25 protein-coding genes and 1 tRNA gene are annotated in these 20,753 nt (G+C 68.7%); 18 read left to right on the top strand and 8 right to left on the bottom strand.

All coding sequences use genetic code 11. From position 1 onward, the window contains the following. Positions 1-18 precede the first annotated feature (18 nt). Genes JOD31_RS07375 through JOD31_RS07365 form a run of 3 tightly spaced genes read left to right on the top strand, consistent with a single transcriptional unit; the run spans position 19 to position 2,165 of the window. Positions 19-315 carry a GIY-YIG nuclease family protein gene (locus tag JOD31_RS07375; RefSeq protein ID WP_204949653.1) on the top strand — a complete coding sequence of 99 codons (297 nt, stop codon included), beginning with the start codon at positions 19-21 and terminating at the stop codon, positions 313-315. A gap of 46 nt (positions 316-361) precedes the next feature. Next, the gene (locus JOD31_RS07370; RefSeq protein WP_204949652.1) at positions 362-1,642 is read left to right on the top strand and encodes an NAD(P)/FAD-dependent oxidoreductase; all 1,281 of its coding nucleotides are present in this window, start codon (positions 362-364) and stop codon (positions 1,640-1,642) included. After that, complete coding sequence (locus tag JOD31_RS07365; protein WP_204949651.1) at positions 1,629-2,165, top strand: hypothetical protein; 537 nt, start codon at positions 1,629-1,631, stop codon at positions 2,163-2,165. The genes JOD31_RS07370 and JOD31_RS07365 overlap by 14 nt, the downstream gene beginning before the upstream one ends. Before the next feature lie 7 nt (positions 2,166-2,172). Here the strand turns inward: JOD31_RS07365 and JOD31_RS07360 are convergent, their stop codons facing one another. Both JOD31_RS07360 and JOD31_RS07355 read right to left on the bottom strand, forming a co-directional pair. Then, positions 2,173-3,840 (bottom strand): DHA2 family efflux MFS transporter permease subunit, encoded by a 1,668-nt coding sequence (locus tag JOD31_RS07360; protein ID WP_204949650.1) that lies wholly within the window; start codon positions 3,838-3,840, stop codon positions 2,173-2,175. Between the two features lie 29 nt (positions 3,841-3,869). Next, positions 3,870-5,126, bottom strand: a complete 1,257-nt coding sequence (locus JOD31_RS07355) for an HlyD family secretion protein (protein ID WP_204949649.1) — start codon at positions 5,124-5,126, stop codon at positions 3,870-3,872. Positions 5,127-6,107: 981 nt separating this feature from the next. On the opposite strand from JOD31_RS07355, the gene JOD31_RS07350 reads away from it, so the two are divergent. The 3 genes from JOD31_RS07350 (at position 6,108) to JOD31_RS07340 (ending at position 8,554) form a co-directional block, all read left to right on the top strand. Next, positions 6,108-6,743: a TetR/AcrR family transcriptional regulator gene (locus tag JOD31_RS07350; protein WP_204949648.1), complete on the top strand. Its 636-nt coding sequence runs from the start codon at positions 6,108-6,110 to the stop codon at positions 6,741-6,743. 91 nt (positions 6,744-6,834) lie between these two features. Continuing rightward, positions 6,835-8,064, top strand: a complete 1,230-nt coding sequence (gene rlmN, locus JOD31_RS07345; RefSeq protein WP_204949647.1) for a dual-specificity RNA methyltransferase RlmN — start codon at positions 6,835-6,837, stop codon at positions 8,062-8,064. A gap of 31 nt (positions 8,065-8,095) precedes the next feature. Then, the gene (locus JOD31_RS07340) at positions 8,096-8,554 is read left to right on the top strand and encodes a hypothetical protein (RefSeq protein WP_204949646.1); all 459 of its coding nucleotides are present in this window, start codon (positions 8,096-8,098) and stop codon (positions 8,552-8,554) included. A 239-nt stretch (positions 8,555-8,793) separates the two neighbouring features. Here JOD31_RS07340 and rplS read toward each other — a convergent pair whose 3' ends face one another. After that, positions 8,794-9,213 carry a 50S ribosomal protein L19 gene (gene rplS / locus JOD31_RS07335; protein ID WP_204949645.1) on the bottom strand — a complete coding sequence of 140 codons (420 nt, stop codon included), beginning with the start codon at positions 9,211-9,213 and terminating at the stop codon, positions 8,794-8,796. A gap of 73 nt (positions 9,214-9,286) precedes the next feature. After that, complete coding sequence (trmD, locus tag JOD31_RS07330; RefSeq protein WP_204949644.1) at positions 9,287-10,006, bottom strand: tRNA (guanosine(37)-N1)-methyltransferase TrmD; 720 nt, start codon at positions 10,004-10,006, stop codon at positions 9,287-9,289. 155 nt (positions 10,007-10,161) lie between these two features. Here trmD and JOD31_RS07325 point away from each other — a divergent pair, with 155 nt between their 5' ends. Beyond that, positions 10,162-10,668, top strand: a complete 507-nt coding sequence (locus tag JOD31_RS07325; protein ID WP_204949643.1) for a GNAT family N-acetyltransferase — start codon at positions 10,162-10,164, stop codon at positions 10,666-10,668. A gap of 119 nt (positions 10,669-10,787) precedes the next feature. Beyond that, complete coding sequence (gene ppa, locus JOD31_RS07320) at positions 10,788-11,321, top strand: inorganic diphosphatase (protein WP_204949642.1); 534 nt, start codon at positions 10,788-10,790, stop codon at positions 11,319-11,321. Between the two features lie 30 nt (positions 11,322-11,351). Here the strand turns inward: ppa and JOD31_RS07315 are convergent, their stop codons facing one another. Both JOD31_RS07315 and JOD31_RS07310 read right to left on the bottom strand, forming a co-directional pair. Then, on the bottom strand, positions 11,352-11,672 hold the full coding sequence (locus JOD31_RS07315; protein ID WP_204950401.1) for a DUF167 family protein: 321 nt from the start codon (positions 11,670-11,672) through the stop codon (positions 11,352-11,354). Continuing rightward, the gene (locus tag JOD31_RS07310) at positions 11,669-11,959 is read right to left on the bottom strand and encodes a YggT family protein (RefSeq protein WP_204949641.1); all 291 of its coding nucleotides are present in this window, start codon (positions 11,957-11,959) and stop codon (positions 11,669-11,671) included. Before JOD31_RS07310 ends, JOD31_RS07315 begins: the two co-directional genes overlap by 4 nt. Positions 11,960-12,138: 179 nt before the next feature. Here JOD31_RS07310 and JOD31_RS07305 point away from each other — a divergent pair. From JOD31_RS07305 to JOD31_RS07285, 5 genes are all read left to right on the top strand, one after another. Then, a tRNA-Ala gene (locus tag JOD31_RS07305) sits at positions 12,139-12,214 on the top strand. 470 nt (positions 12,215-12,684) lie between these two features. Continuing rightward, on the top strand, positions 12,685-12,996 hold the full coding sequence (locus JOD31_RS07300) for a co-chaperone GroES (RefSeq protein ID WP_204949640.1): 312 nt from the start codon (positions 12,685-12,687) through the stop codon (positions 12,994-12,996). A 54-nt stretch (positions 12,997-13,050) separates the two neighbouring features. Next, on the top strand, positions 13,051-14,670 hold the full coding sequence (groL, locus tag JOD31_RS07295) for a chaperonin GroEL (protein WP_204949639.1): 1,620 nt from the start codon (positions 13,051-13,053) through the stop codon (positions 14,668-14,670). A gap of 56 nt (positions 14,671-14,726) precedes the next feature. Further along, positions 14,727-14,915: a hypothetical protein gene (locus tag JOD31_RS07290; RefSeq protein ID WP_204949638.1), complete on the top strand. Its 189-nt coding sequence runs from the start codon at positions 14,727-14,729 to the stop codon at positions 14,913-14,915. 9 nt (positions 14,916-14,924) lie between these two features. Then, positions 14,925-15,818 carry a transglutaminase family protein gene (locus tag JOD31_RS07285; protein ID WP_204949637.1) on the top strand — a complete coding sequence of 298 codons (894 nt, stop codon included), beginning with the start codon at positions 14,925-14,927 and terminating at the stop codon, positions 15,816-15,818. Here JOD31_RS07285 and JOD31_RS07280 read toward each other — a convergent pair. After that, positions 15,815-16,114, bottom strand: a complete 300-nt coding sequence (locus JOD31_RS07280) for a hypothetical protein (RefSeq protein WP_246482385.1) — start codon at positions 16,112-16,114, stop codon at positions 15,815-15,817. The two genes, JOD31_RS07285 and JOD31_RS07280, sit on opposite strands and share 4 nt — an antisense overlap. Positions 16,115-16,349: 235 nt before the next feature. Between JOD31_RS07280 and JOD31_RS07275 the strand changes: the two genes are divergently transcribed. From JOD31_RS07275 to JOD31_RS07255, 5 genes are all read left to right on the top strand, one after another. Continuing rightward, complete coding sequence (locus JOD31_RS07275; RefSeq protein WP_020187885.1) at positions 16,350-16,562, top strand: cold-shock protein; 213 nt, start codon at positions 16,350-16,352, stop codon at positions 16,560-16,562. A gap of 205 nt (positions 16,563-16,767) precedes the next feature. Continuing rightward, positions 16,768-16,905: a hypothetical protein gene (locus JOD31_RS07270; RefSeq protein ID WP_204949636.1), complete on the top strand. Its 138-nt coding sequence runs from the start codon at positions 16,768-16,770 to the stop codon at positions 16,903-16,905. Between the two features lie 9 nt (positions 16,906-16,914). Continuing rightward, entirely contained in the window at positions 16,915-17,187 is a 273-nt protein-coding gene (locus JOD31_RS07265) for a hypothetical protein (RefSeq protein ID WP_204949635.1), read from the top strand. Between the two features lie 206 nt (positions 17,188-17,393). After that, positions 17,394-17,618, top strand: a complete 225-nt coding sequence (locus JOD31_RS07260) for an alkylphosphonate utilization protein (RefSeq protein WP_020187888.1) — start codon at positions 17,394-17,396, stop codon at positions 17,616-17,618. Positions 17,619-17,777: 159 nt separating this feature from the next. After that, on the top strand, positions 17,778-19,334 hold the full coding sequence (locus JOD31_RS07255) for a polysaccharide pyruvyl transferase family protein (protein WP_204949634.1): 1,557 nt from the start codon (positions 17,778-17,780) through the stop codon (positions 19,332-19,334). A gap of 52 nt (positions 19,335-19,386) precedes the next feature. On the opposite strand, the gene JOD31_RS07250 is transcribed toward JOD31_RS07255, so the two are convergent. Further along, positions 19,387-20,661: a polysaccharide pyruvyl transferase family protein gene (locus JOD31_RS07250; RefSeq protein WP_204949633.1), complete on the bottom strand. Its 1,275-nt coding sequence runs from the start codon at positions 20,659-20,661 to the stop codon at positions 19,387-19,389. Positions 20,662-20,753 lie beyond the last annotated feature (92 nt).

The raw sequence follows: 20,753 nt of genomic DNA, 5'->3' as shown, positions 1-20,753 counted from the left end.
CTTGGGCCGAGGCGTTGGATGGTGAAGCGGTTCTTCGTCTACATCATGGCGCCGCGTAAGGACGGGCCGATCTACGTCGGCGTCACCAGCGATCTGCCGAAGCGGGCGGCGGAACACCGCACGCACAGCGTCAGGGGCTTCACCGACCGCTACAACATAGAGCGGTTGGTGTGGTTCGAGCCGCACGACAACGCCGAGGCGGCCATCGTTCGGGAGAAGCGCATCAAGCGGTGGCTGCCCTCCTGGAAGGTCGAACTGATCGAGAAGGACAATCCCGAGTGGCGCGATCTGTATCTCGACATTGCCTCGTCTTGAGGACGATCCCGGCTCTTCGCTGCGCTTCGGCCGGGATGACGCGATCTTGAGGAACACGTTCCCTGACCCCCCTTCCTACTACGCCGCCGTCAACCCGGCGCCGCGGCCGCGCGCAGCTCTCCGGGGCGAGAACCGGGCCGACGTCGCGATCGTCGGCGCCGGCTTCACGGGGCTGTCCGCCGCGCTGCATCTGGCTGAGCGAGGCGCGCGAGTCGTCGTGCTCGAGCAGGCGCGGGTCGGCTGGGGCGCCTCGGGGCGGAACGGCGGGCAGGTCCACACCGGCCAGCGCCACGAGCAGGACGAGCTCGAACGGGTCGTCGGCCGCGACGACGCCCGCAAACTGTGGGACATGGCGGCGGACGCGAAGGCGCTTCTCAGAGAGCTGATCGACCGCCACGCGATCGACTGCTCCTACGAGCAGGGTCTGATCCACGCCGATCATAAGCCGGCTTACGTCCGTGAGACCCATGCCTACGCCGAGACGCTCGCGCGCGACTACGACTATCCCCATGTCGAGCCGCTCGACCGCGACCAACTGCGCGCGCTGGTCCGGAGCGACGACTACCACGGCGGCTCGATCGACCACGGCGGCGGCCATCTCGACCCGCTGGCGCTGACGTTCGGCCTCGCCCGCGCGGCGGAAGCGGCGGGCGCGACGCTGCACGAAGGCTCCCGCGTTCTCAGGTTGAAGCCGAACGGCCGCGTGGTGCTGGAGACCGCGGAGGGCTCGGTCATCGCCGACCACGCCCTGATCTGCACGGACGGGCTGCTGGACGGCCTGCAGCCGGCCGTCGAATCCCACGTCATGCCGATCGCCAACCACATCGCGACGACGGAGCCGCTGGGCGACCGCCTGCAGAAGGCGCTGACCAGCCGCGCCGCCGTCTCCGACAGCCGTTTCGTCGTCTATTACTTCCGCCCGACGCCGGATGGGCGGTTGCTGTTCGGCGGCGGCGAGACCTATTCGACCACGCTCCCGAACGACGTGGCGCCGATCGTCCGCGGGCATCTGGAGAAGGTGTTTCCGCAGCTGAAGGGCGTGCGGCTCGACCATGCCTGGGGCGGCGTGCTGGGGGTGACGCCGACGCGGCATCCCTTCGTGCGCCCGGTCGCGCCGAACGTGCTCGTGGCCGCGGGCTATTCGGGGCAGGGGGTGCTGCTTGGCCCGATGTTCGGCAAGATCCTGGCCGAGGCCGTCGCCGGCCAGCTTGGACGCTTCGACCTGCTGGGCCGGCTCCCGGTTCCGGCGTTCCCCGGCGGAACCTGGCTCCGGAAGCCTATCCTGGTGGCCGCCATGAGCTATTTTGCGCTCCGTGACCGACTCTGAGGGCTCAAAGGAGCAGGGCCGCTCCGTCGCGCTGTTCGTCGCCGCGGTGTTCCTGACCATCGCGCTGGTCTTCGGCGCGATCGCGGGCTACTGGCTCGCGTTCTATGATGAACCTCACGACATGATCGCCGTGATGGGCGGGGCCGCCTGGGCCTGCGTGTCCGTGGTCGTGGCGCTCGGTCTTGCCGCGCGGGCCGGACCGATCGTCGGAGTCTCCCGTCATGGTCGAGGGACCTCCGTCGGAGCGGCGGCCGATCCCGACGCCTTGCGCGCCGAAGCCTGGGCGGTCGAAAGCGTCGAATGGCGGGGCGAGGCGAGCGTCCCGTTCGACGCGCCCGGACCTACGCTGTTCATGCTGCTGTCGGGAATCGCGCTCGGCTGCGCGGGACTGGCCTTGTGGTGGTTCGGCCGGATCACGCTGGGAGGCGTCGCCGTGACGTTCGGAATCGGCGGCTTTCTCGTCTACTGGGCTTGGGTCGCATGGTCCACCGGACGCGCGAAGGCGACCACGCCGCCCGAATGAGCGGCCGTCAATGCGCCGGCGCGGCTGCGGCGTTCGGGTTCGGCCTTCGGACAAGCGGCACCAGCACGACGAGCGCCGCGAACAGAATCGCGAGCGCCCAGAACAGGTCGGCGAAGGCCAGCACGAGACCCTGTTGCCGGACCATGTTCGACATCTGCTTCACCGCCGCGAGCTCCGCGTCGGAGCCGAGCCGGGCTGTGAACGCGTTGGTCATGGCCGAGAGCTGCTCCTCGGCGACGGCGCGGCCCCAGGTCACGTTCTCCCGCAGGCGCAGCATGTGCAGGTCCTGCCGCTCGTTCAGGAAGGTGTTGATGAAGGCGAGCCCGAAGGCGCCGCCGAGGTTCCGCATCAGGTTGAACAGGCCGCTCGCGTTCTTGAGCTTGGACTGGGGCAGGGTGGCGAGCGAGACCACGTTGATCGGCACCATGCACATCATCAGCGAGACGCCGCGCAGCGCCTGGGGAACGAACAGGTCCCAGAAGGCCCAGTCCTTGGTGATGTAGGTGAGGTCGAGACAGGAGACGCCGAAGCCGAGGAACCCTGCCCCGATGAGGTAGCGCGGATCGATCTTGCGGGAGAGCACGCCGACGACCGGCGCCGTCATGAACATGAACATGCCCGTGACGAACACCGTCTCCCCGATCTGCAGCGAATCGTAGCCGCGCACCCGGCCGAGGAAGACGGGATAGAGATAGGTCATGCCGTAGAGGCCGACGCCCATGGCGAAGGTGAGCAGGGAGCCGACGGCGAAGTTGCGGTCGGCGTAGGCGCGGAGGTCGACCAGCGGGTCCTTCGCAGCGAAGCAGCGCCAGAAGAACGCGATCCCGCCGACGACGGAGACCACGGTCAGGACGCGGATCGTCTCATCCTGAAACCAGTCGTCGCGGGCGCCTTCCTCCAGCACGTATTCGAGGCTGCCGAGGAAGGCGGCGAGCGCCGCCAGCGCCACGTAGTCGAAGTTCTTGAGCAGGCCGAGGTCGGGTTCGTCGAAGTCGACCATCGTCCAGGCGATGAGGGTCGCCGCGGCGCCCGGCACGACGTTGATCAGGAACAGCCAGTGCCAGGAGAACAGCTCGGTGAGGTAGCCGCCGATGGTCGGCCCGACCGTGGGCGCGAGCGTCACGGTGAGGCCGACGAGCGCCATGATCGCCGGCTGGTGGCGCTTCGGAAAGATGGTGTAGGCGGCGGCGAAGGCGGTCGGGATCATGCCGCCGCCGATGAACCCCTGGATCGCGCGGTAGACGATCATCTCCGGCAGCGTCGTCGCCGTCGCGCAGAGAACGCTCGCGAGCGTGAAGCCGGCGGCGGAGATCGAGAACAGCACCCGCGTCGAGAGCGCCCGCCCGAGGTACCCCGAGAGCGGAATCATGATGACTTCGGCGATCAGGTAGCTCGTCTGCACCCAGGAGATTTCGTCCGGGCTCGCCGACAGCCCCGCCTGGATCTCGGCCAGCGACGACGAGACGATCTGGATGTCCAGGATCGCCATGAACATGCCGAAGACGAGGGCGAGGAAGGCGATCAGCCGGCGCGGGGTGACGACCGGTTCGGCCGGGGCGCCCCCGGAGGGGGGTCCCGCGCCGGGGGCTCCATGAGCGCGGCCTGCGGACGCGTGGGGGACGCGGGTCTCGCCTGCAGGCCTTCCGCCGCCTGGGGGAAGGACGTCGTCGCTCATGACTCAGAGCTCCCCGGCGCGGGGTCTCGTCAGCGCGTCCCTGCGGACGCGCTGGATGGGGTGGCGGGCGTGGTGCGGATGTCGACGGTGGCGACGACGGACAGGCCCGGCCGCAGCCGGCCCTTCGCCACGTCCTCGGGCGCCACGCGGATGCGGACGGGCACGCGCTGCACGATCTTGGTGAAGTTGCCGGTGGCGTTCTCCGGCGGCAGCAGGCTGAACACGGCGCCGGCGGCCGGCGCCAGGCTGTCGACCACGCCGGTCGCGTCGTGCTCGGGATAGGCGTCGACCGCAAGCCGGACCCTTTGGCCGGGCGCGAGGTCCACGAGCTGGGTTTCCTTGAAGTTGGCGTCCACGTAGACGCGGTCGAGCGGCACCACCGCCAGCAGGCGCTTGCCCGGCGTCACGTAGTCGCCCGTCTGCACGCCCTTGTTGCCGACGACGCCGTCGAACGGCGCGCGGATGATGGTCGCGTCGTAATCGCGCTGGCGTTGCGCGCGGTTAACCTCAAGTTCACCAAGCGTTCGCCTCGCCTCCGCCTTTTGCGCCACGAGAACGTCGCGGTTCGCCTTGGCGGCGGTGACGCCCGCCTCCGCGGAGGCGTAGGCCGCGACCGCCTGGTCGCGGGCGGCGCGGGCCTGGTCGAGGGTCTGCCGGCTGCCATAGCTGGAGTTCACCAGCGCCTGGGCGCGGCCGAAGTCCGCGACCGTGCGGTCGCGCGCGGCGGCGGCGCTGTCGACCTGGGCCTGGGCCTGGTCGATCTGGGCGGCGGAGGCCGCGATCTGGCTGTCGAACCGCAGGATCGAGGCCTGCTGGGTGGCGATCTTGGCGTCCGCGGCGTCGAGCGACAGCTTGTAGTCGCCCGGATCGAGCGTCACGAGCGGGTCGCCGGCCTTGACCCGCGCGTTGTCCTCGACCGCGACGGTCGCGACGTAGCCGGAGATCTTGGGGGCCATCGTCGCCATGTCGGCGCCGACATAGGCGTCGTCGGTCTCCACCATGAAGCGCCCGGTCGTCCACCAGTCGTAGCCGTACCAGAGGCCCGCAACCAGCGCGACGGCGGCGACCGCCCCGAGGATCAGGGTCTTGCGCGAGCGCTTCGGGGAACCGGACGCGGCGGGCGTCTGGGCGGAGGCCTGCGCCGGCTTCGCCGGCGCTTCCGCCCGCGGCTGATCGGTGGCGGGGGCGCTGGCGTCCGGTCGCGCGACCTCGTGCTCCGCATCGGCGACCAGCCGGGGGCGCACGGGCGGGGGAGAGCGGTGAACATCAGCTCGAGAGGTCGCCATCAGGTCGCTCTTCCGGCGGGGATCAGGCTCCCGAAGGAGCGGCACGCGGCGCTGAACGGCTCAAGATCAGCTGAGGGGAGGGGGACGTCAACTGACCGAACCGTTCAGTCATCGATTAACTAGCCCATCTCGATGGTCGTGACAAGGTTGACCGAACCGTTCGGTCATTGAGGGCGGTTCGATCATTGAACGATCGGCGCGAGGAACGGCGATGTCCTCGCCGCTCGCCCAGAACCGAGGACGGGGACGCAGCGCGGGGAACGATCCACATGACGGCGGTCAGGACGCCTCGCTGACCGGACGGGGTCGACCTGCAGGGCGAGCCTCTTGCGGGCGCGGGGAGTCCCGAGCTTCCAGTTCCGTCGCCCGGAGCGTCTCGCCGCTGTGCCGCGCGTGAATTGTGTCTCCTCAAGTCATCCCGTCCGTCAGGGACTGGCCTGCACCCAAACACAACGTCCCGGATCGAACCGAGCGAGATATGCGCAGCGCAAAAACATATGCGGCCGATGAGGTTCGCAGCGGTTGCGAGGGGTCGTACGCGACGCCGACAAGGGGTGCTGGTCGGCCGATGGCTTCGTCCGCTGCCGCTGCCGCTACCGTTGCAACACAAGCCGAACTTCACATTGCTCGCAGCGCCTCCCCGCCGCAGGCGAAACTGAAAGCGCGCCGGATCGACCGCCTCGCGAACGCGCGTGAGGAATGGAGCCAAAAGCTTAAATTGACCGAACGGTTCGGTCAATTTAAGCTCGGCGACGCTGTTCGACCGCAGGACGCGGGCCAGCCTTTCAAAGGCGAGGTCCCGGCGGAGTTGGAATGCGCCCCAGGACGTCGCCGCGTATCGTGGCGGAGCGCGCCGAAGCCGCATTCAGCGGCGCGGCAGGAGGCCGCTGAGCTTCCTCTGTGCTCTCGGAGCGTTGCGGGCTGCGGGTTTGGATGCAAAGGACAAGGCGGCGCGTGGCGCCTGGAGGATTGAGAAACGCCGTGACGGACGCCGCCCTGGTTCCCGACCATCTCGACAGCGCCAAGCGCCGGCAGATCCTCGACGGCGCGCGCAGCGTGTTCCTGGCGCAGGGCTTCGACGCGGCCTCGATGGGCGAGATCGCCAGGGCCGCCGGCGTGTCGAAAGGCACGCTCTACGTTTATTTCGACAGCAAGGAGGAGCTGTTCGCCGCGCTGGTGAAGGCGCAATGCGCGCTCACCGCCGAGCGGCTGTTCGAGCTCGACGCCGACAATCACGACGTGCGCGAGGTCTTGCGCCGGCTGGGCCTCAGCTTCATCGAGGCGATGGTGGAGCCTTCTCACGTCTCCACCGTGCGCATGGTGATCGGCGCGGCCGACCGGAAGCCGGACATCGGCCAGCTTTTTCTCGGCGCCGGCCCGCGGCGAGGCGCCGCGCGGCTGGCGGCGTGGCTCGAGGCCAAGAACGCTCAGGGCGATCTCTCGGTCGCGGACACGGAGCTCGCCGCCTGGCAGTTCCTCACGATGTGCCACAGCTCGGTGATGATGCCGGTGCTGATCGGCGGCGAGGCGCCTCCGCCGCCCGAGCGGGTGGCCTACGTCGTCGACCAGGCGGTCGAGGTGTTCCTCGCCGCCTACGGACCGAAACGCGACGCGTGAGCGCACGCGCCCGGACGGGTCGCGTCGCGGGGCGTTTTGTGTTAGGGCTCCCGCCTCTTCAGGACATCCAGCCGTCGCCGACAGCCACACCATGACCACGCTCGACCTCACCCGTGGCAATCCCAACGCAGCGCCCGTCGGCGCCGCCTCCGCGCCGGCCGTGGCGCCGGCGGTCGAGAAGCCCTCGCTCCTGGGCCTCACGCGCGGCCGGCTGATGACGGCGCTGGCGGACGCCGGCGTGCCCGAACGGCAGCTGAAGATGCGCGCCACGCAGCTCAATCACTGGCTCCACAACCGCGGCGCCGCCGATTTCTCGGCGATGACCAACGTGTCGAAAGATCTCCGCGCGGTCCTCGCAGAGACCTACACGCTCGCCCGCCCCGAGATCGTCACCGAGCAGATTTCGATCGACGGCACCCGCAAGTGGCTGCTTCGGATGCCCTCGACCGGCCGGCACGACCGCGGCGCCGAGATCGAAACGGTCTACATCCCCGAGGAGGGGCGCGGCACGTTGTGCGTCTCGAGCCAGGTCGGCTGCACGCTGACCTGCTCGTTCTGCCACACCGGCACCCAGACCATGGTGCGCAACCTGACCGCCGCCGAGATCGTCGCGCAGGTCGTGGTCGCGCGCGACCGCCTGGGTGACTGGTCGGGCGCGGCTCCCGAGGGCGCGGTCGTCCCGGACGACGGCGGGCGCTTCGTCACCAACATCGTCTTCATGGGTATGGGCGAGCCGCTCTACAATCTCGACGGCGTGCGCGACGCGATCGAGGTGATTTCGGACGGGGAGGGGCTCGGCCTCGGCCGCCGCCGGATCACAGTGTCGACGTCGGGCGTCGTTCCCGAGATGCGCCGGCTCGGCGAGGAGACCGGCTCCCAGCTCGCTATCTCGCTGCATGCGGTGCGCGACGACCTGCGCGACGTGCTGGTGCCGATCAACAAGAAGTATCCGATCGCCCAGCTGATGGAGGCCTGCCGCTCCTATCCCGGCGCCTCGAACGCGCGGCGCATCACCTTCGAGTACGTGATGCTGAAGGGAATCAACGACAGCCCGGCCGAGGCGCGCGAGCTGGTGCGCCTGCTCAAGGGCGTGCCGGCGAAGATCAACCTGATCCCGTTCAATCCCTGGCCCGGCAGCCCCTACGAGTGCTCGGACTGGGAGACGATCGAGCGGTTCTCCGAGATCGTGTTCCGGGCCGGCTACGCCAGCCCCGTGCGCACGCCGCGGGGGCGGGACATCTCGGCCGCCTGCGGACAGTTGAAGTCCGACACCAAGCGGCTGCGGGCGAAGGAGCGTTTGGCGCTCGAGGCCGCGGAGTGAGACTTTCCGACGCCTTGGAGCGTTGAGGGCGATGCTCGCCCAAATCGCCATGCGTCTGTTGCTCGCGCCCGTCGGCTTCGTCTGCGGCCTCCTCGCCGGCTTCGCGACGCTTGCCGCCATCTCCACGAGCGCCTTCGGCGACGTCTCGCTGTTCCCGGACGAGGTGGCTCTGCTCGGGATGGAGTTCGCCGTCGGCGTCTGGACGACGGCGTTCCTGTTCGCCCCGCTGGTCGGCGCGCCGGCGATGGTCGCGGTCGTCATCGGAGAGATGTTCGCGATCCGCTCCTGGACCTATTACGCGGTGGTCGGAGCCCTCACGGCCGCTCTTCCCTGGGCGCTGCTGCCGTCCGGCGTGGACGGCCCGCTGTTTCAGCCGGTGCAGGTGCTGGCCTGCGGCTTCGTCGGCGGTCTGGTCCATTGGCTCGTCGCCGGCCGTTCCGCGGGCGTGATCGAGCCGGAGCCGGCCTCGCCCCCGTCGTCGCCCCGCTGACGGTCAGCAAGGTCTCCTCGCGCAAACGCGCCTGAGGTCCTCGCTTTCCGGAGGATGCGGCGAGCGCTCGGCGCCAGCGCCGGGCCGAGCCCGTTCGCCTGAGATCTCCGAGACTCCGATCGCTGACGAGGCCACGCCTGCCGCGCCGTCGCGCGACGAACCACGAACGAAAACGGCGCGTCCTTGGGACGCGCCGTTTCAGATTCTGATGCCAGCGGGAGCCAAGGCCCGCCTGCCGATCACTCGGCGGCGGCGACCGCCGTCTTGCCCTTGCCGCCCTTGAGCGATCCCTTGGGGCTGCGGTCGGTCTTCTCGGCGATGCGCGCCGACTTGCCGCGACGATCGCGCAGGTAATAGAGCTTGGCGCGACGGACCTTGCCGCGGCGGACCAGCTTCACGCTGTCGATCAGCGGCGAGAACAGCGGGAACACGCGCTCCACGCCCTCGCCGTACGAGATCTTGCGCACGGTGAAGTTCTGGTTGAGGCCGCCGCCCGAACGCGCGATCACCACGCCTTCGTAGGCCTGCACGCGCACGCGCTCGCCTTCCTTGACCTTCACATTGACGATGACCGTGTCGCCCGGCGCGAAATCAGGGATTTCGCGCTTGGCCGAAACGGCCTCCATCTGCTCCTTGTCGAGCTGTTCAATAATGTTCATGGCGTCGTCTCCGCGTCTCTCGCATCGCGAGGCGCACGAGAAGTTTCAGGGAATCTCGTGAGTGGCCGGTCTACTACTCGACTTTATCGGGCTTGTCGACGCCCCCTGTCGTGCGTGCGACATATTTCGCCCAGAGGTCGGGTCGCCGCGCCCGCGTGTCCGCGCGCGCGCGCATCTTCCGCCAGCGTTCGATGGCTTTGTGATCGCCTGACAGCAGGGCGTCGGGAATCGGGCGGCCCTCGAACGCGCGCGGCCGGGTGTAGTGCGGGTGCTCCAGCAGATCGCCCTCGAAGCTCTCGTCGTCGCCGGAGGCCGCGTCGCCCATGACGCCGGGAAGCAGGCGCACGCAGGCGTCGAGCAGCAGCAGCGCCGCCGCCTCGCCGCCCGACAGCACCACGTCGCCCACCGCGATCTCCTCCAGCGCCCGGCCTTCGATCACGCGCTGGTCGACGCCCTCGAAGCGCCCGCAGAGCAGCACGGCGCCCGGTCCCGACGCGAGCCGGCGGACGCGGGCCTGGGTGAGGGGGGCGCCGCGCGGCGTGAGCAGGATGCGGGGACGCCCGTCCGTCGGCAGCGCGTCGAGCGCCCCGGCGACGACGTCGGCCTGCAGAACCATCCCCGGGCCGCCCCCGGCGGGCGTCGCGTCGACGGAGCGATGCCGGTCGTGGGCGTGGTCGCGGATGTCGCGGGCGTCGAGCGACCAGGCCCCGCCCAGCGCGCGGCCGGCGAGCGCATGGCCGAGATGTCCCGGGAACATGGCGGGGTAGAGGGTGAGGACGGTCGCGCGCCACATCGGCTCGGCGGAGGCTCCCTGAAAGAGATGCGGAACGATCGAGCGCCTCCTATCGCGCGCCCCACGCGCCGCGTCCACAAGGCCGCGTCGAACGGTCCGCCGACGACGCCATTCACCTCTTGTCCGGCGCGATGAACGGGGCTTACTCTCAACAGGTGAGCACCGTCGCGATCGAGATCCGACCTGCGCGTGCGGCCGATGCAGCGGCCATCGCGAACGTGCACGACCAGGCTTGGCGCAACGCCTACCGTGGGCTCATTCCCGGCCGGGAGCTCGAGCGGATGATCGAGCGGCGCGGCCCCGCCTGGTGGACCTCAGCGCTCAATCGCGGCACCCGCGTCAGCCTGCTCATGTTCGGCGGCGAGGCGGTGGGCTACGCCAGCTCCGGGCGCAACCGCGCCTCCATGCTCGCGGTCGGCGGCGAGATCTACGAGCTCTACATGAAGCCGGAGTACCAGGGCGTGGGCCTCGGGCGCCGCCTGTTCGCGGCGGCCCGCGGCGATCTCGCGGCCCGAGGGCTCTCGGGCGCCGCGACATGGTCGCTCGCGGCCAACGATCCGGCCTGCGCCTTCTACGCGCGGCTCGGCGGCAAGCTTTCGGCCCGCGGCGTCGAGACCTTCGGCGACGTCACGCTCGAGAAGTTCGCCTTCGTCTGGCGCTAGGATCCTCGATCCGCCCGGCTTTCCGAAGCGGATCCCGGCCTGCGCGCTTGCGCCGCGGCGGGCCGCTCCGCTATTCAAGCGCGACCCTCGCCCGCGACACCCAAGGACGACACGACGCCATGCGCATCGACGCCATCTCGATCGGGAACAACCCGCCCTTCGACGTCAACGTGATCATCGAGGTGCCGATCGGCGGCGAGCCGATCAAGTACGAGCTCGACAAGGAGTCGGGCACGCTGGTCGTGGACCGCTTCCTCTACACCTCGATGCGCTACCCCGGAAACTACGGCTTCATCCCGCACACCCTGTCCGACGACGGCGACCCGATCGACGTGCTGGTGGCGAACACGCGCGCCATCGTGCCCGGCGCCGTGATCAGCTGCCGCCCGGTCGGCGTGTTCAAGATGGAGGACGAGAAGGGCCTCGACGAGAAGATCATCGCCGTGCCGACGCCGAAGCTCACCCGGCGCTACGAGAAGGTCGAGAACTACACCGACCTGCCGGAGATCACGCTCGACCAGATCAGCCACTTCTTCGAGCACTACAAGGATCTCGAAGGCGACAAGTGGGTGAAGGCGCAGGGCTGGGGCTCCGCCGAGGAGGCCCGCCAGATGATCCTCGACGCCATCGAGCGCGCCAAGGCCGCGAAGTAACGGCTTGACCTCTCCGGCGGGCCGCGCTCGTCAGGGCGCGCCCGCCGCGGCCCGGAGCCGCGCCTCGATCGCGGCCGGATCGCCGGCGATCTCAAAGGTCTTGATCCGGCTCGTCGGGCCGGCGGTCTGCGTCACGGCCGAGCGCGCCACGCCCGCGGCCTTCGCAAGCAGCGCGCGCAACGCCGCGTTGGCCTCGCCGTTCTGCGGGGCGGCCCGCACCCGTACGGCGAGCACCGCCGTCCCGTCGGACAGACGCTCCACTCCGTCGATCGCGTCGCGGCCGCCGCGCGGCGTCAGCCGCGCGCGCACATGGAGCGCGCCGTCTCCGGCGCGGAACGGCGCGCCGGTCAGTAGACGCTCGGATAGAGGTAGAGAACGATCACGCGCTGGATGAAGAAGATGATCAGCAGCAGGATGATCGGCGAGATGTCGATCCCGCCCATGCTGGGCAGCATGTTGCGGATCGGCCTGAGCACCGGCTCCGTGATCCGGATCAGAAAGTCCCAGATCGCGGCGACGACCGAATTCCGGGTGTTCACGACGTTGAACGCCACGAGCCAGGACAGGATCGCCATGGCGATCAGCAGCCACGTGTAGAGCTGCAGGGCGAGCAGAACGACGTCGAGAACAGCGCGCATCCGGCGGTCGATCCTAGGGTCGGGAGAGGGCGGTTCGAGTGATAGCGGCGACGGACCGGCCCGACAAGGCGCGCGCCCCGCGCGGCCGACGGCCTTTTCCCCCGCCGCCCGTCGCCCGCGGGGGGCGGTCGCTTGACAGAGTCCGGGACGGCCTCGTATATGGCGCGCCTTCGGGACGCGGGGCCGTAGCTCAGATGGGAGAGCGCTGCAATCGCACTGCAGAGGTCAGGGGTTCGATTCCCCTCGGCTCCACCACCTCCCGAACGTAAGTCCCAATCCCGCCGCCGCAATTTAAACGCCTTGGCTCTTGCTCGGCCGAGGCCGCGGCTGCGCCGTGGGACGGCGATCGTTCGATTGGCTCTTTGTCCGCGGGCCTGGTCGCGGGGCGCTCGGAAGCGATGTCGACGGGTCGCGCTTGGCGACGCCCAACAGCGACGCCGTCGGCGCGGCGAGCTTCATGACGAGCTATAGCGCTGGAAAGTAGCGCCACGTCTCCGGTCGCCGTGAGCGCCTGTCGCCGCAAGATCGGCGGCGTCCGTCGCGATGCGACACCGTCCGATCTTCGCCCCCGATTCTCGGCCCTGCCGACCGACAGCTCCGGACGACGTGACGCCGGCGCCGTTGCGACGTGGCTTATTTTGCGGCCGCCGTATCAATCTGGCGAGAACCCGCCCATATAGGGGTCTGGCGCGCTGATGCGCGTCCAGCCCGAAAGGGGCCTCTCCATGACATTCCGCCCTCTCCATGATCGGGTCGCCGTCCGGCGCCTCGAAGGCGACGCGACGTCCAAGGGCGGGATCATCATCCCGGACACGGTCAAGGAGAAGCCGCAGGAGGGCGAGGTCGTCGCCGTCGGTCCCGGGGCGCGCGACGAGCGCGGCGAGCGCATCCCCCTCGACGTCCGCGTCGGCGACGTCGTGCTGTTCGGCAAATGGTCGGGCACGGAGGTCCGGATCGACCACGTCGATCTCCTCATCATGAAGGAGGGCGACCTCATCGCCGTCCTCGACAAGGTCCCGCTCGCGCAGGCGGCCTGACCGCTTCGCTGTTTTATCGCCATTCGCCGTCTTCCTTTTCAGAAAGCCCTCCTCATGACCGCCAAGACCGTCATCTTTTCGAACGAAGCCCGCGACCGCATGCTGCGCGGCGTCGAGATCCTGACCGACGCCGTCAAGGTGACCCTCGGTCCGAAGGGGCGGAACGTCATCATCGACCGCGCCTATGGCGCGCCGCGCATCACCAAGGACGGCGTCACCGTCGCCAAGGAGATCGAGCTCCTCGACAAGTTCGAGAACATGGGCGCCCAGCTGCTGCGCGAGGTGGCGTCGAAGACCAACGACCTCGCCGGCGACGGCACCACGACCGCCACGGTGCTCGCGGCCTCCATCCTTCGCGAGGGCTCCAAGCTGGTCGCGGCGGGGATGAACCCGATGGATCTGAAGCGCGGCGTCGACATGGCGGTGATCGCCGTGGTCAAGGACATCGAAGCCCGCGCCCGCAAGGTCGTGTCGTCCGAGGAGATCGCGCAGGTGGGCACCATCGCCGCCAACGGCGACGCGTCGGTCGGCGCGATGATCGCCGAGGCGATGACCAAGGTCGGCAACGAGGGCGTGATCACGGTCGAGGAGGCCAAGAGCGCCGAGACCGAACTCGACGTGGTCGAGGGCATGCAGTTCGACCGCGGCTACCTCAGCCCGTACTTCGTCACCAACGCCGAGAAGATGTCGGTCGAGCTCGAAGACCCCTACATCCTCATCCACGAGAAGAAGCTGACGGGGCTCCAGGCGCTGCTGCCGCTGCTCGAGGCCGTGGTCCAGAGCGGGAAGCCGCTGCTGATCGTGTCCGAGGACGTCGAAGGCGAGGCGCTCGCGACCCTGGTCGTGAACAAGCTCCGCGGCGGCCTGAAGGTCGCGGCGGTGAAGGCGCCGGGCTTCGGCGACCGCCGCAAGGCGATGCTCGAAGACATCGCGACGCTGACGAGCGGTCAGGTCGTCAGCGAGGATCTCGGCGTGAAGCTCGAGAACGTCACGATCGAGATGCTCGGCCGCGCCAAGCGCGTCCGCGTCGACAAGGACACCACCACGATCGTCGACGGCGCCGGCGACCGCGAGGCGATCCAGGCGCGGATCGCGCAGCTCAAGGGCCAGATCGAGGAGACCACCTCGGACTACGACAAGGAGAAGCTGCAGGAGCGGCTCGCCAAGCTTGCGGGCGGCGTGGCGGTGATCCGCGTGGGCGGGGCGACCGAGGTCGAGGTCAAGGAAAAGAAGGACCGCATCGACGACGCGCTGAACGCGACGCGCGCCGCGGTGCAGGAAGGCGTCGTTGCGGGCGGCGGCGTGGCGCTGCTGCGCGCCAAGAAGGCGCTGGCGCAGGTGACCTCCGACAACGCCGACGTGAAGGCGGGTATTTCCATCGTGCTGCGCGCGCTCGAGGCGCCGATCCGGCAGATCGCCGACAACGCCGGCGCGGAAGGTTCGATCGTGATCGGAAAACTGCTGCAGTCGGACGATCCTGACGCCGGCTTCGACGCCCAGACCGACGCCTACGTCAACATGATCTCCGCGGGCATCATCGACCCGGCGAAAGTGGTCCGCACCGCGTTGCAGGATGCGGCTTCGGTCGCGGCTCTGCTGATCACCACGGAAGCCATGATCGCCAGCGTCGCGGACGCCGGAGGCCCGGCCGGCGCGGGCGATATGGGCTATTGACGCCCGCGCGACACCTGCGCTCCGGCCATGCCGCGGCCTGACGGAAGGCGATCCTCTTGGCGAAGCTGATTGAAGTGAAAAGCCTGGGCGGCACGAACTTCGTCCGCCCGGACCGGGTGATCGCCATCCAGACGTCGGCGACGGGATCCACCGTCATCGTCCTCGAAGGCGGCGCGGTGGTGAACTCCTCGGAGACCACATTGGCGGTGGCGGCGCGTCTGAGGGCGGTCGAGGACGAGCAGTAAGGGGAAAGCGTGGCCCCAACCGCGATCACGATCCGCCACCGGACGATCTACCGGTACAGGACGCCCGTCCGGCTGCAGCCCCATCGGCTGGTGCTCAGACCACGGGAGAGCCGCGAGCTCCGGCTGGTCGGCGCGGAGCTCGCGCTGACCCCGGAGGCCTCGGTCGCCTGGGCGCACGACGTCTTCGGCAATGCGGTGGCGACCGCGAGCTTCGCAAGCCCGGCCGACGAGCTCCGGATCGACTGCGTGTCGCGGATCGAACTGGACGCGCCGGCCTGGCCGGTGTTTTCCATCGCCGCTTCGGCGGTCGTCTATCCCTTTCCCTATTCCGACGACGAGCGGACCGACCTCGGATCGCTGACGCTCAACCAGCACCTCGACATCGAAGGGCGCCTGCGCGCCTGGGCGCGGGGCTTCGTGATGGGCGACCGCACCGACACGCTGTCGCTGCTGAAGGACCTCAACGTCGGCGTCTGGAGCGGCGTGGTCTATGAGATCCGGGAGGACGAGGGCACGCAGACGCCGGTGGAGACGCTGAGCCGCCGGCGCGGCTCCTGCCGCGACCTCGCCACGCTGTTCGCGGAAGCGGCCCGCAGCCTGGGGTTCGGGGCCAGGGTCGTCTCCGGCTACCTCTACGACCCGGCGCAGGGGCTGACCGGCTCCGCCGGCGCGGGATCCACCCACGCCTGGGCCGAGGTCTATCTTCCGGGCGCGGGGTGGATCACCTTCGATCCGACGAACCGGAGCGTCGGAAGCGCCAACCTGATCCCCGTGGCCGTCGCGCGGGACATCCGGCAGATCATGCCGGTGTCCGGCAGTTATCTCGGCGCGGGCGACGCCTTCGCGGACATGGAGGTGACGGTCTCCGTCCTTGGCGACGCGTCCGAAACGTGGGTCGCCTAGGGCTTCGTCTCTCCGGCTTCGCGGCGGCACACGCCTCGGGTGTGCGTCTCGATGGCGGCCAGCGCCTCGTCGAGCGACGGGAAGGGGCCACAGCGCATGCCGGTCATCGTCATGCGCGCGTTGCCGTCCGGTTCGATGAGAAGCGCGCCCGTATCCGTCACGCGGATCACGCCCATCGGGCGACCGAGCAGATCGGTCAGCAACCACTCGTCCCGGCCATCGACCGGCTTGACCATAACGTCCAAGGGCGTTCCTAAAAATGTCGCCGCCAGGCCGTGCTCAGGCCTGATGATCAAGGAAGAGAACCATGCGGCTTAGCCCCGCGCTCGACCTTACGAAAATTAGCAAAGTCGGTCCTTGTAAAAATTGCGCCGTAGGCGCATTTTCGAAATGTTGCTTCAAAGACGTAGGATTTGGACGTTGTCGACTATAGAATGACGTACGTCGAGTTCTGTTGTTGCGGCAACAAAATCAGCCGCGGTCAATCTGCGGGTCGGCCCGGGTATTGTTTTTATTGGAAGAGGAATTCCCATGTCTTCGGGAACAGTGAAGTGGTTCAATGCGCAAAAGGGCTTCGGCTTTATCGCGCCGGATGACGGCGGCGCCGACGCTTTCGTGCACATCAGCGCCATGGAACGCGCCGGCATCTCCGATCTCCAGGAGGGTCAGAAGATCAACTACGAGCTCGTGGCCGATCGCAAGAGCGGCAAGATGACCGCGGACAAGCTGCAGATTCCGCGCTGATCGCGTCTCCCGATTGATCGGGAGTTGAGGCCGCCGCCAAGGCGCCTTGTCGGCTGGTCGACCCATCGGTCGGCGCAGTCCGAGCGTCGCGCATAGGCGTCACGCCCAAAGAGCCGTTCAGCGGCTGCGCCCCGTCGTCTTTCAAGGCGGCGGGGTTTTTGATGTCCGGTCCGCACCCGCGGCCGGTGCTCCGGGAGCGAAGCTCATGGCCAAAGCACAAAAGCGCGGCAACAAGGAAGCCAAAAAGCCGAAGAAGGTGAAGGAGCCCGTCGCCGCTCCTATGACGCTCACGCGCGGGATTTCGGCCTCGGCCGGGAAGGCCGAAAAGCCGAAGAAGTCCTGAGGCCAGGGCGTGTCCACGCGCACCAGCGAGACGACCGTCACCTTCGGCCATCCGTTCCGGCTGGCCGCGATCGGCGATGCCCAGCCGGCCGGGACCTACCGGGTCGTCGTCGACGAGGAGGAGATCCTGGGACTCTCGTTCCTCGCCTACCGCCGCACCGCGACCACGCTGGAGACGCCGGCGATCGCCGTGCGCGGCGGTCCCCACGCCTTCCACCGCGTCGACCCGGCCGACCTCGAGGCCGCGCTGGAGGCAGACGGAAAGGCCCCGCGCTCGGTCTGAGCCGCCGCCCCGCGCGGGAGGGCGCCCTCGTCCGAGGAGGCGCCGCGCGTCCGAGCGCCGATCCTGCACAAAGACGGACCGGGCGGCCTTGCGGCGAACCGCCGCCCACCGGCGGCAGGCCGCGCGCCGTGCAGAGCCTTTTCTCCGCCGCTCCGTCGTGGTCTGCCTTGCCGCAGCGAAGAATCGGAACTGAGGAGACGCCGCCGATGAGCGACGAGGACATCACGCGCGACTGCAACGGCGCGGCGCTTCAGGATGGCGACAGCGTGACGCTGATCAAGGATCTGAAGGTCAAGGGAACGTCCGAGACGCTCAAGCGCGGGACGCTCGTCAAGGCCATCCGCCTGACCGGCGACCCCGCGCAGGTCGAGTGCAACACCAAGCAGGTGAAGGGACTGGTGCTGCGCACCGAGTTTCTGAAAAAGGCGTAACCGGTCGGCTCGACCGAACGGGACGCAGCCGGAACGCTGCGTTCGACGCCGCGGCCCAGCGAAAGGGCTTCCGGGGCGGCCGGAATTGCGGCTACACACCCATGGTGAGCTGGTCGCTGCATGTTGGAGTGCGCCCGCTGCGTGCGGACGAGGAGTGCGATGGCGGAAGGACTTGAGGCGCAGGCGCGGTTCGCGAGCCGGTTCGTGCGGCGCGGGCTGAATGTGCTGGACCTCGGCCGTGAGCCTGCGGCGATCGAAGCGCATCTGAGACCGAGTTCTTGGGACAGTCGCGACGTCGTCGAGTTCGAATCCACTGTCCCCCGCCGCAACTTCGCGCGTCTCGAACTGCCGGCGGCGGACCTGATCACGGCGCTCGGCGTGTTCGGCGCCGTGCGCGACGACAAAGGGCTGCTGCGGCGGTTGGCCAAGGCCCGAACCCCCGTTCTCGCCTCGACGCCTGCGCCGCGCAGCGGCGACAATGTCGGGCGCTCGGCCGCGGTCGCGGCTTTCGAGAACGCCGCCGCATTGGCTGGTTTCAGCGTGTTCTGGCGCTTCTTCCAGGCCGACAGCGCGCTGTTCCTGCTTGTGCCGAAAGGCGTTGACGGCGCTTCCGTCTCCGACGTGGGCTATCGCAGCGCCGCCGACGTGGTCACGCTCGCCGCGCCCGCCGACCGCCCGGCGCTCCTGGTCGCAGGGTTCTTCGGCCGGGGAAACTGCGGCGACGAAGCGCTGTTCCAGGTGATCTACGAGGAGTTCGCGCGCGACTACGACGTGATCGTGAGCCTCGACGAGCATGGCGCCGCCGAGGGCTACTGGAACTGGTACCCCTACGAGCGCTGCAAGCGGATTCATCAGGGCAATCTGGCGGACCCGGCGCGGACGGCGCGCGCCATGATCGTCGGCGGCGGCGGACTGCCGATCGGTTTCGTGGCGGATCAGGTCATCGCCGCGCGCTCGGCCGGCATTCCCATCGCGTTCGCCGGCACCGACCTGCCCGCGAGCCGGTTTCACCGGGGACCCGCCGCGGACGCCGCTCTGCAAAGCTACTTGAGGCTGTTCAACGTGGTCGCGCTGCGCTCGGCCGCTGCGGTCGAGCAGGCGAACGCGGCCAAACGCAAGGTGACCTACGGCGCGGATTGGGCTTTGCGTCTCGTCACCGACAAGGCGACGGACGTCACGATGAACGAGCGCCGCGCGCTCGTGACTTTGCGGGAGTTTCCGCTGCAGGTCGTGTCGTATCAGTATGTGCGCGAGGTCGAGCGGCTGATCGGCGAGCTGGCGGCGAACGGCTATGAGCCGACGCTGATGCCCTTTTGCGCGGAAGACGACAAGTTCGCCGCCGATCTCGGACTCGATCGCCTGGCGCCGAGCGAGAGACACTGGTGGAACTCGCGCCGGGTGAAGCAGTTCATCGCTTCGAGCGGTCTGATGATCAGCGTCGGTCGACTGCACCCGACCATCTTCGCGGCGACCACGCGCACGCCGGTGATGCAGATCTGCCCGCCGCTGGTCGAGGACCAGGATCCCGGCTCCTTCGCCAAGATCGCTGCAATGGCCGCCGAACTGGACATCGACTACCTGCCGAACGTCGACGCCGCGATGGCCGTCATCTCGGGCGGACGCGCCCGTCCCTCAGGCAAGATAGCGCTGCGCGAAGGCCAGAGGCGCCTCGAGACCATGATCTCCACGATCCGCCGCGCCTTCGATCGCGGTTGAACGAAACGGCGCGCCGCGCGGGCGCGCCGTCGGATCGCAGGCGGCGCCGAGATCAGGCGGCGTCGGACCGCTCTGCGGCTTCGCTCGTCCCGCCTTTGGCGGCCTGCTCCTCCTCCTTCGCCCGGATGCGCTCCAGCCTCTTGGCTTCGCGCTTGGCTTCACGCGCCGCGGCGCGCTCGGGGGAGTCAGGTCCCTTGACCGGCTTCGGGAGGGACGTCGCGCCCGGCTGCGCCGCCGCCCCGAAGGACGGAACCGCAGCGGCGCCGGCGCGCCAGCTCTTGTCCACATCGGCGTCGCCGCGCGCCGTCTTCAGCACGAGGTCGAACTGCTGCTTCAGTCGCTCGTAGTAGTCCGGCGCAAAGTCGATCACCTTGACTCGGCTGTTGAAGTCGTCGCCGTACTCCGCGATCATGTCGTCGACCGAGTAATAGAACGGTAGGCCAACCTCCTCGCAGAAGAACACGTTCTTTCGGTTCAGGATGTGCTTGCCGTCGACCATGATCTTCGGATCGATCGCGAGCGTCGGAACCTGCGACGTCATCGACATGATCAGCGTGTGGAGACGGCCGACGCTGACGACGACGTCGGCCGCGCCGATCAGGCCCTTCACCTGGCGGGGGTCATGCCAGCAGAGCTCGGTGTTGTCGGCGTTCGCCGTCGGGAAGAACTTCATGAAGCGCTGGTCATCGGGGGCGAAGGGCAGGTAGCGTACCTTGTGGCCCTGGCGCTCCAGATAGGCGTGCAGGCGGTTGACCGCGTCGATGTGCTCCTGGTCCGGCGTGCCGAAGTTGCGCAGGGTGACCAGGGCTCCGCCGCGCTTGTGCGCCGGGGGCTCGATAGCCTTCAGGCCCAGCGCCCAGTCTGCGCCGTGGTGCACGCCGACTCCGGCCTTGCGCAGGTTGAAGATCGACTTGGTAGTCCGGACGGAAAACAGGTCGAGCCGGTTGTAGATGTCGAAGCGGATGTGGTCGCGGCCCAGCGCCGACTTCACCGAGGAGTCGACGCCCGTGATCATCGTGCGCTTCTGCGCGTCGAGGGCGGACATCAGGAACTGCCCGGAGAAACCGAACGGCAGCGAGCCGCCGCCGATGTGCAGCGCGGCGACGTCCGAGCCATAGACCCGGGGCACGTCGTCGTAATTGATGATCTCGCACTGGTTGTAGGGCTCCCAGCTCTGGAAGCCTTCGCAGGCGTTCTTGTGTTCGATCGGCACGATGACGTGGAAGTCGTCCTTCAGCAGATCGTGCTGCACATGGAGAAAGGCCTCGTCGCCAGCGTTTCCGCGGGCGAAGAATCCCAGCAACACGACGGAAGGCTTGCTCGACATCGACATCTCCATGTTGCGGGCGGGTCCGGCGCGCGCAATTCGCAGCGCCTCGGCCTCCGCCGTTTGAGCGCGGCGCAGACCCTACCGCAGCG

It is taken from the genome of Methylopila capsulata, from assembly GCF_016907975.1.
Classification (GTDB): Bacteria; Pseudomonadota; Alphaproteobacteria; order Rhizobiales; family Methylopilaceae; genus Methylopila; species Methylopila capsulata.
Note: the sequence above shows the minus strand (reverse complement) of the source record. Positions and strands in the feature narration are given on the sequence as shown.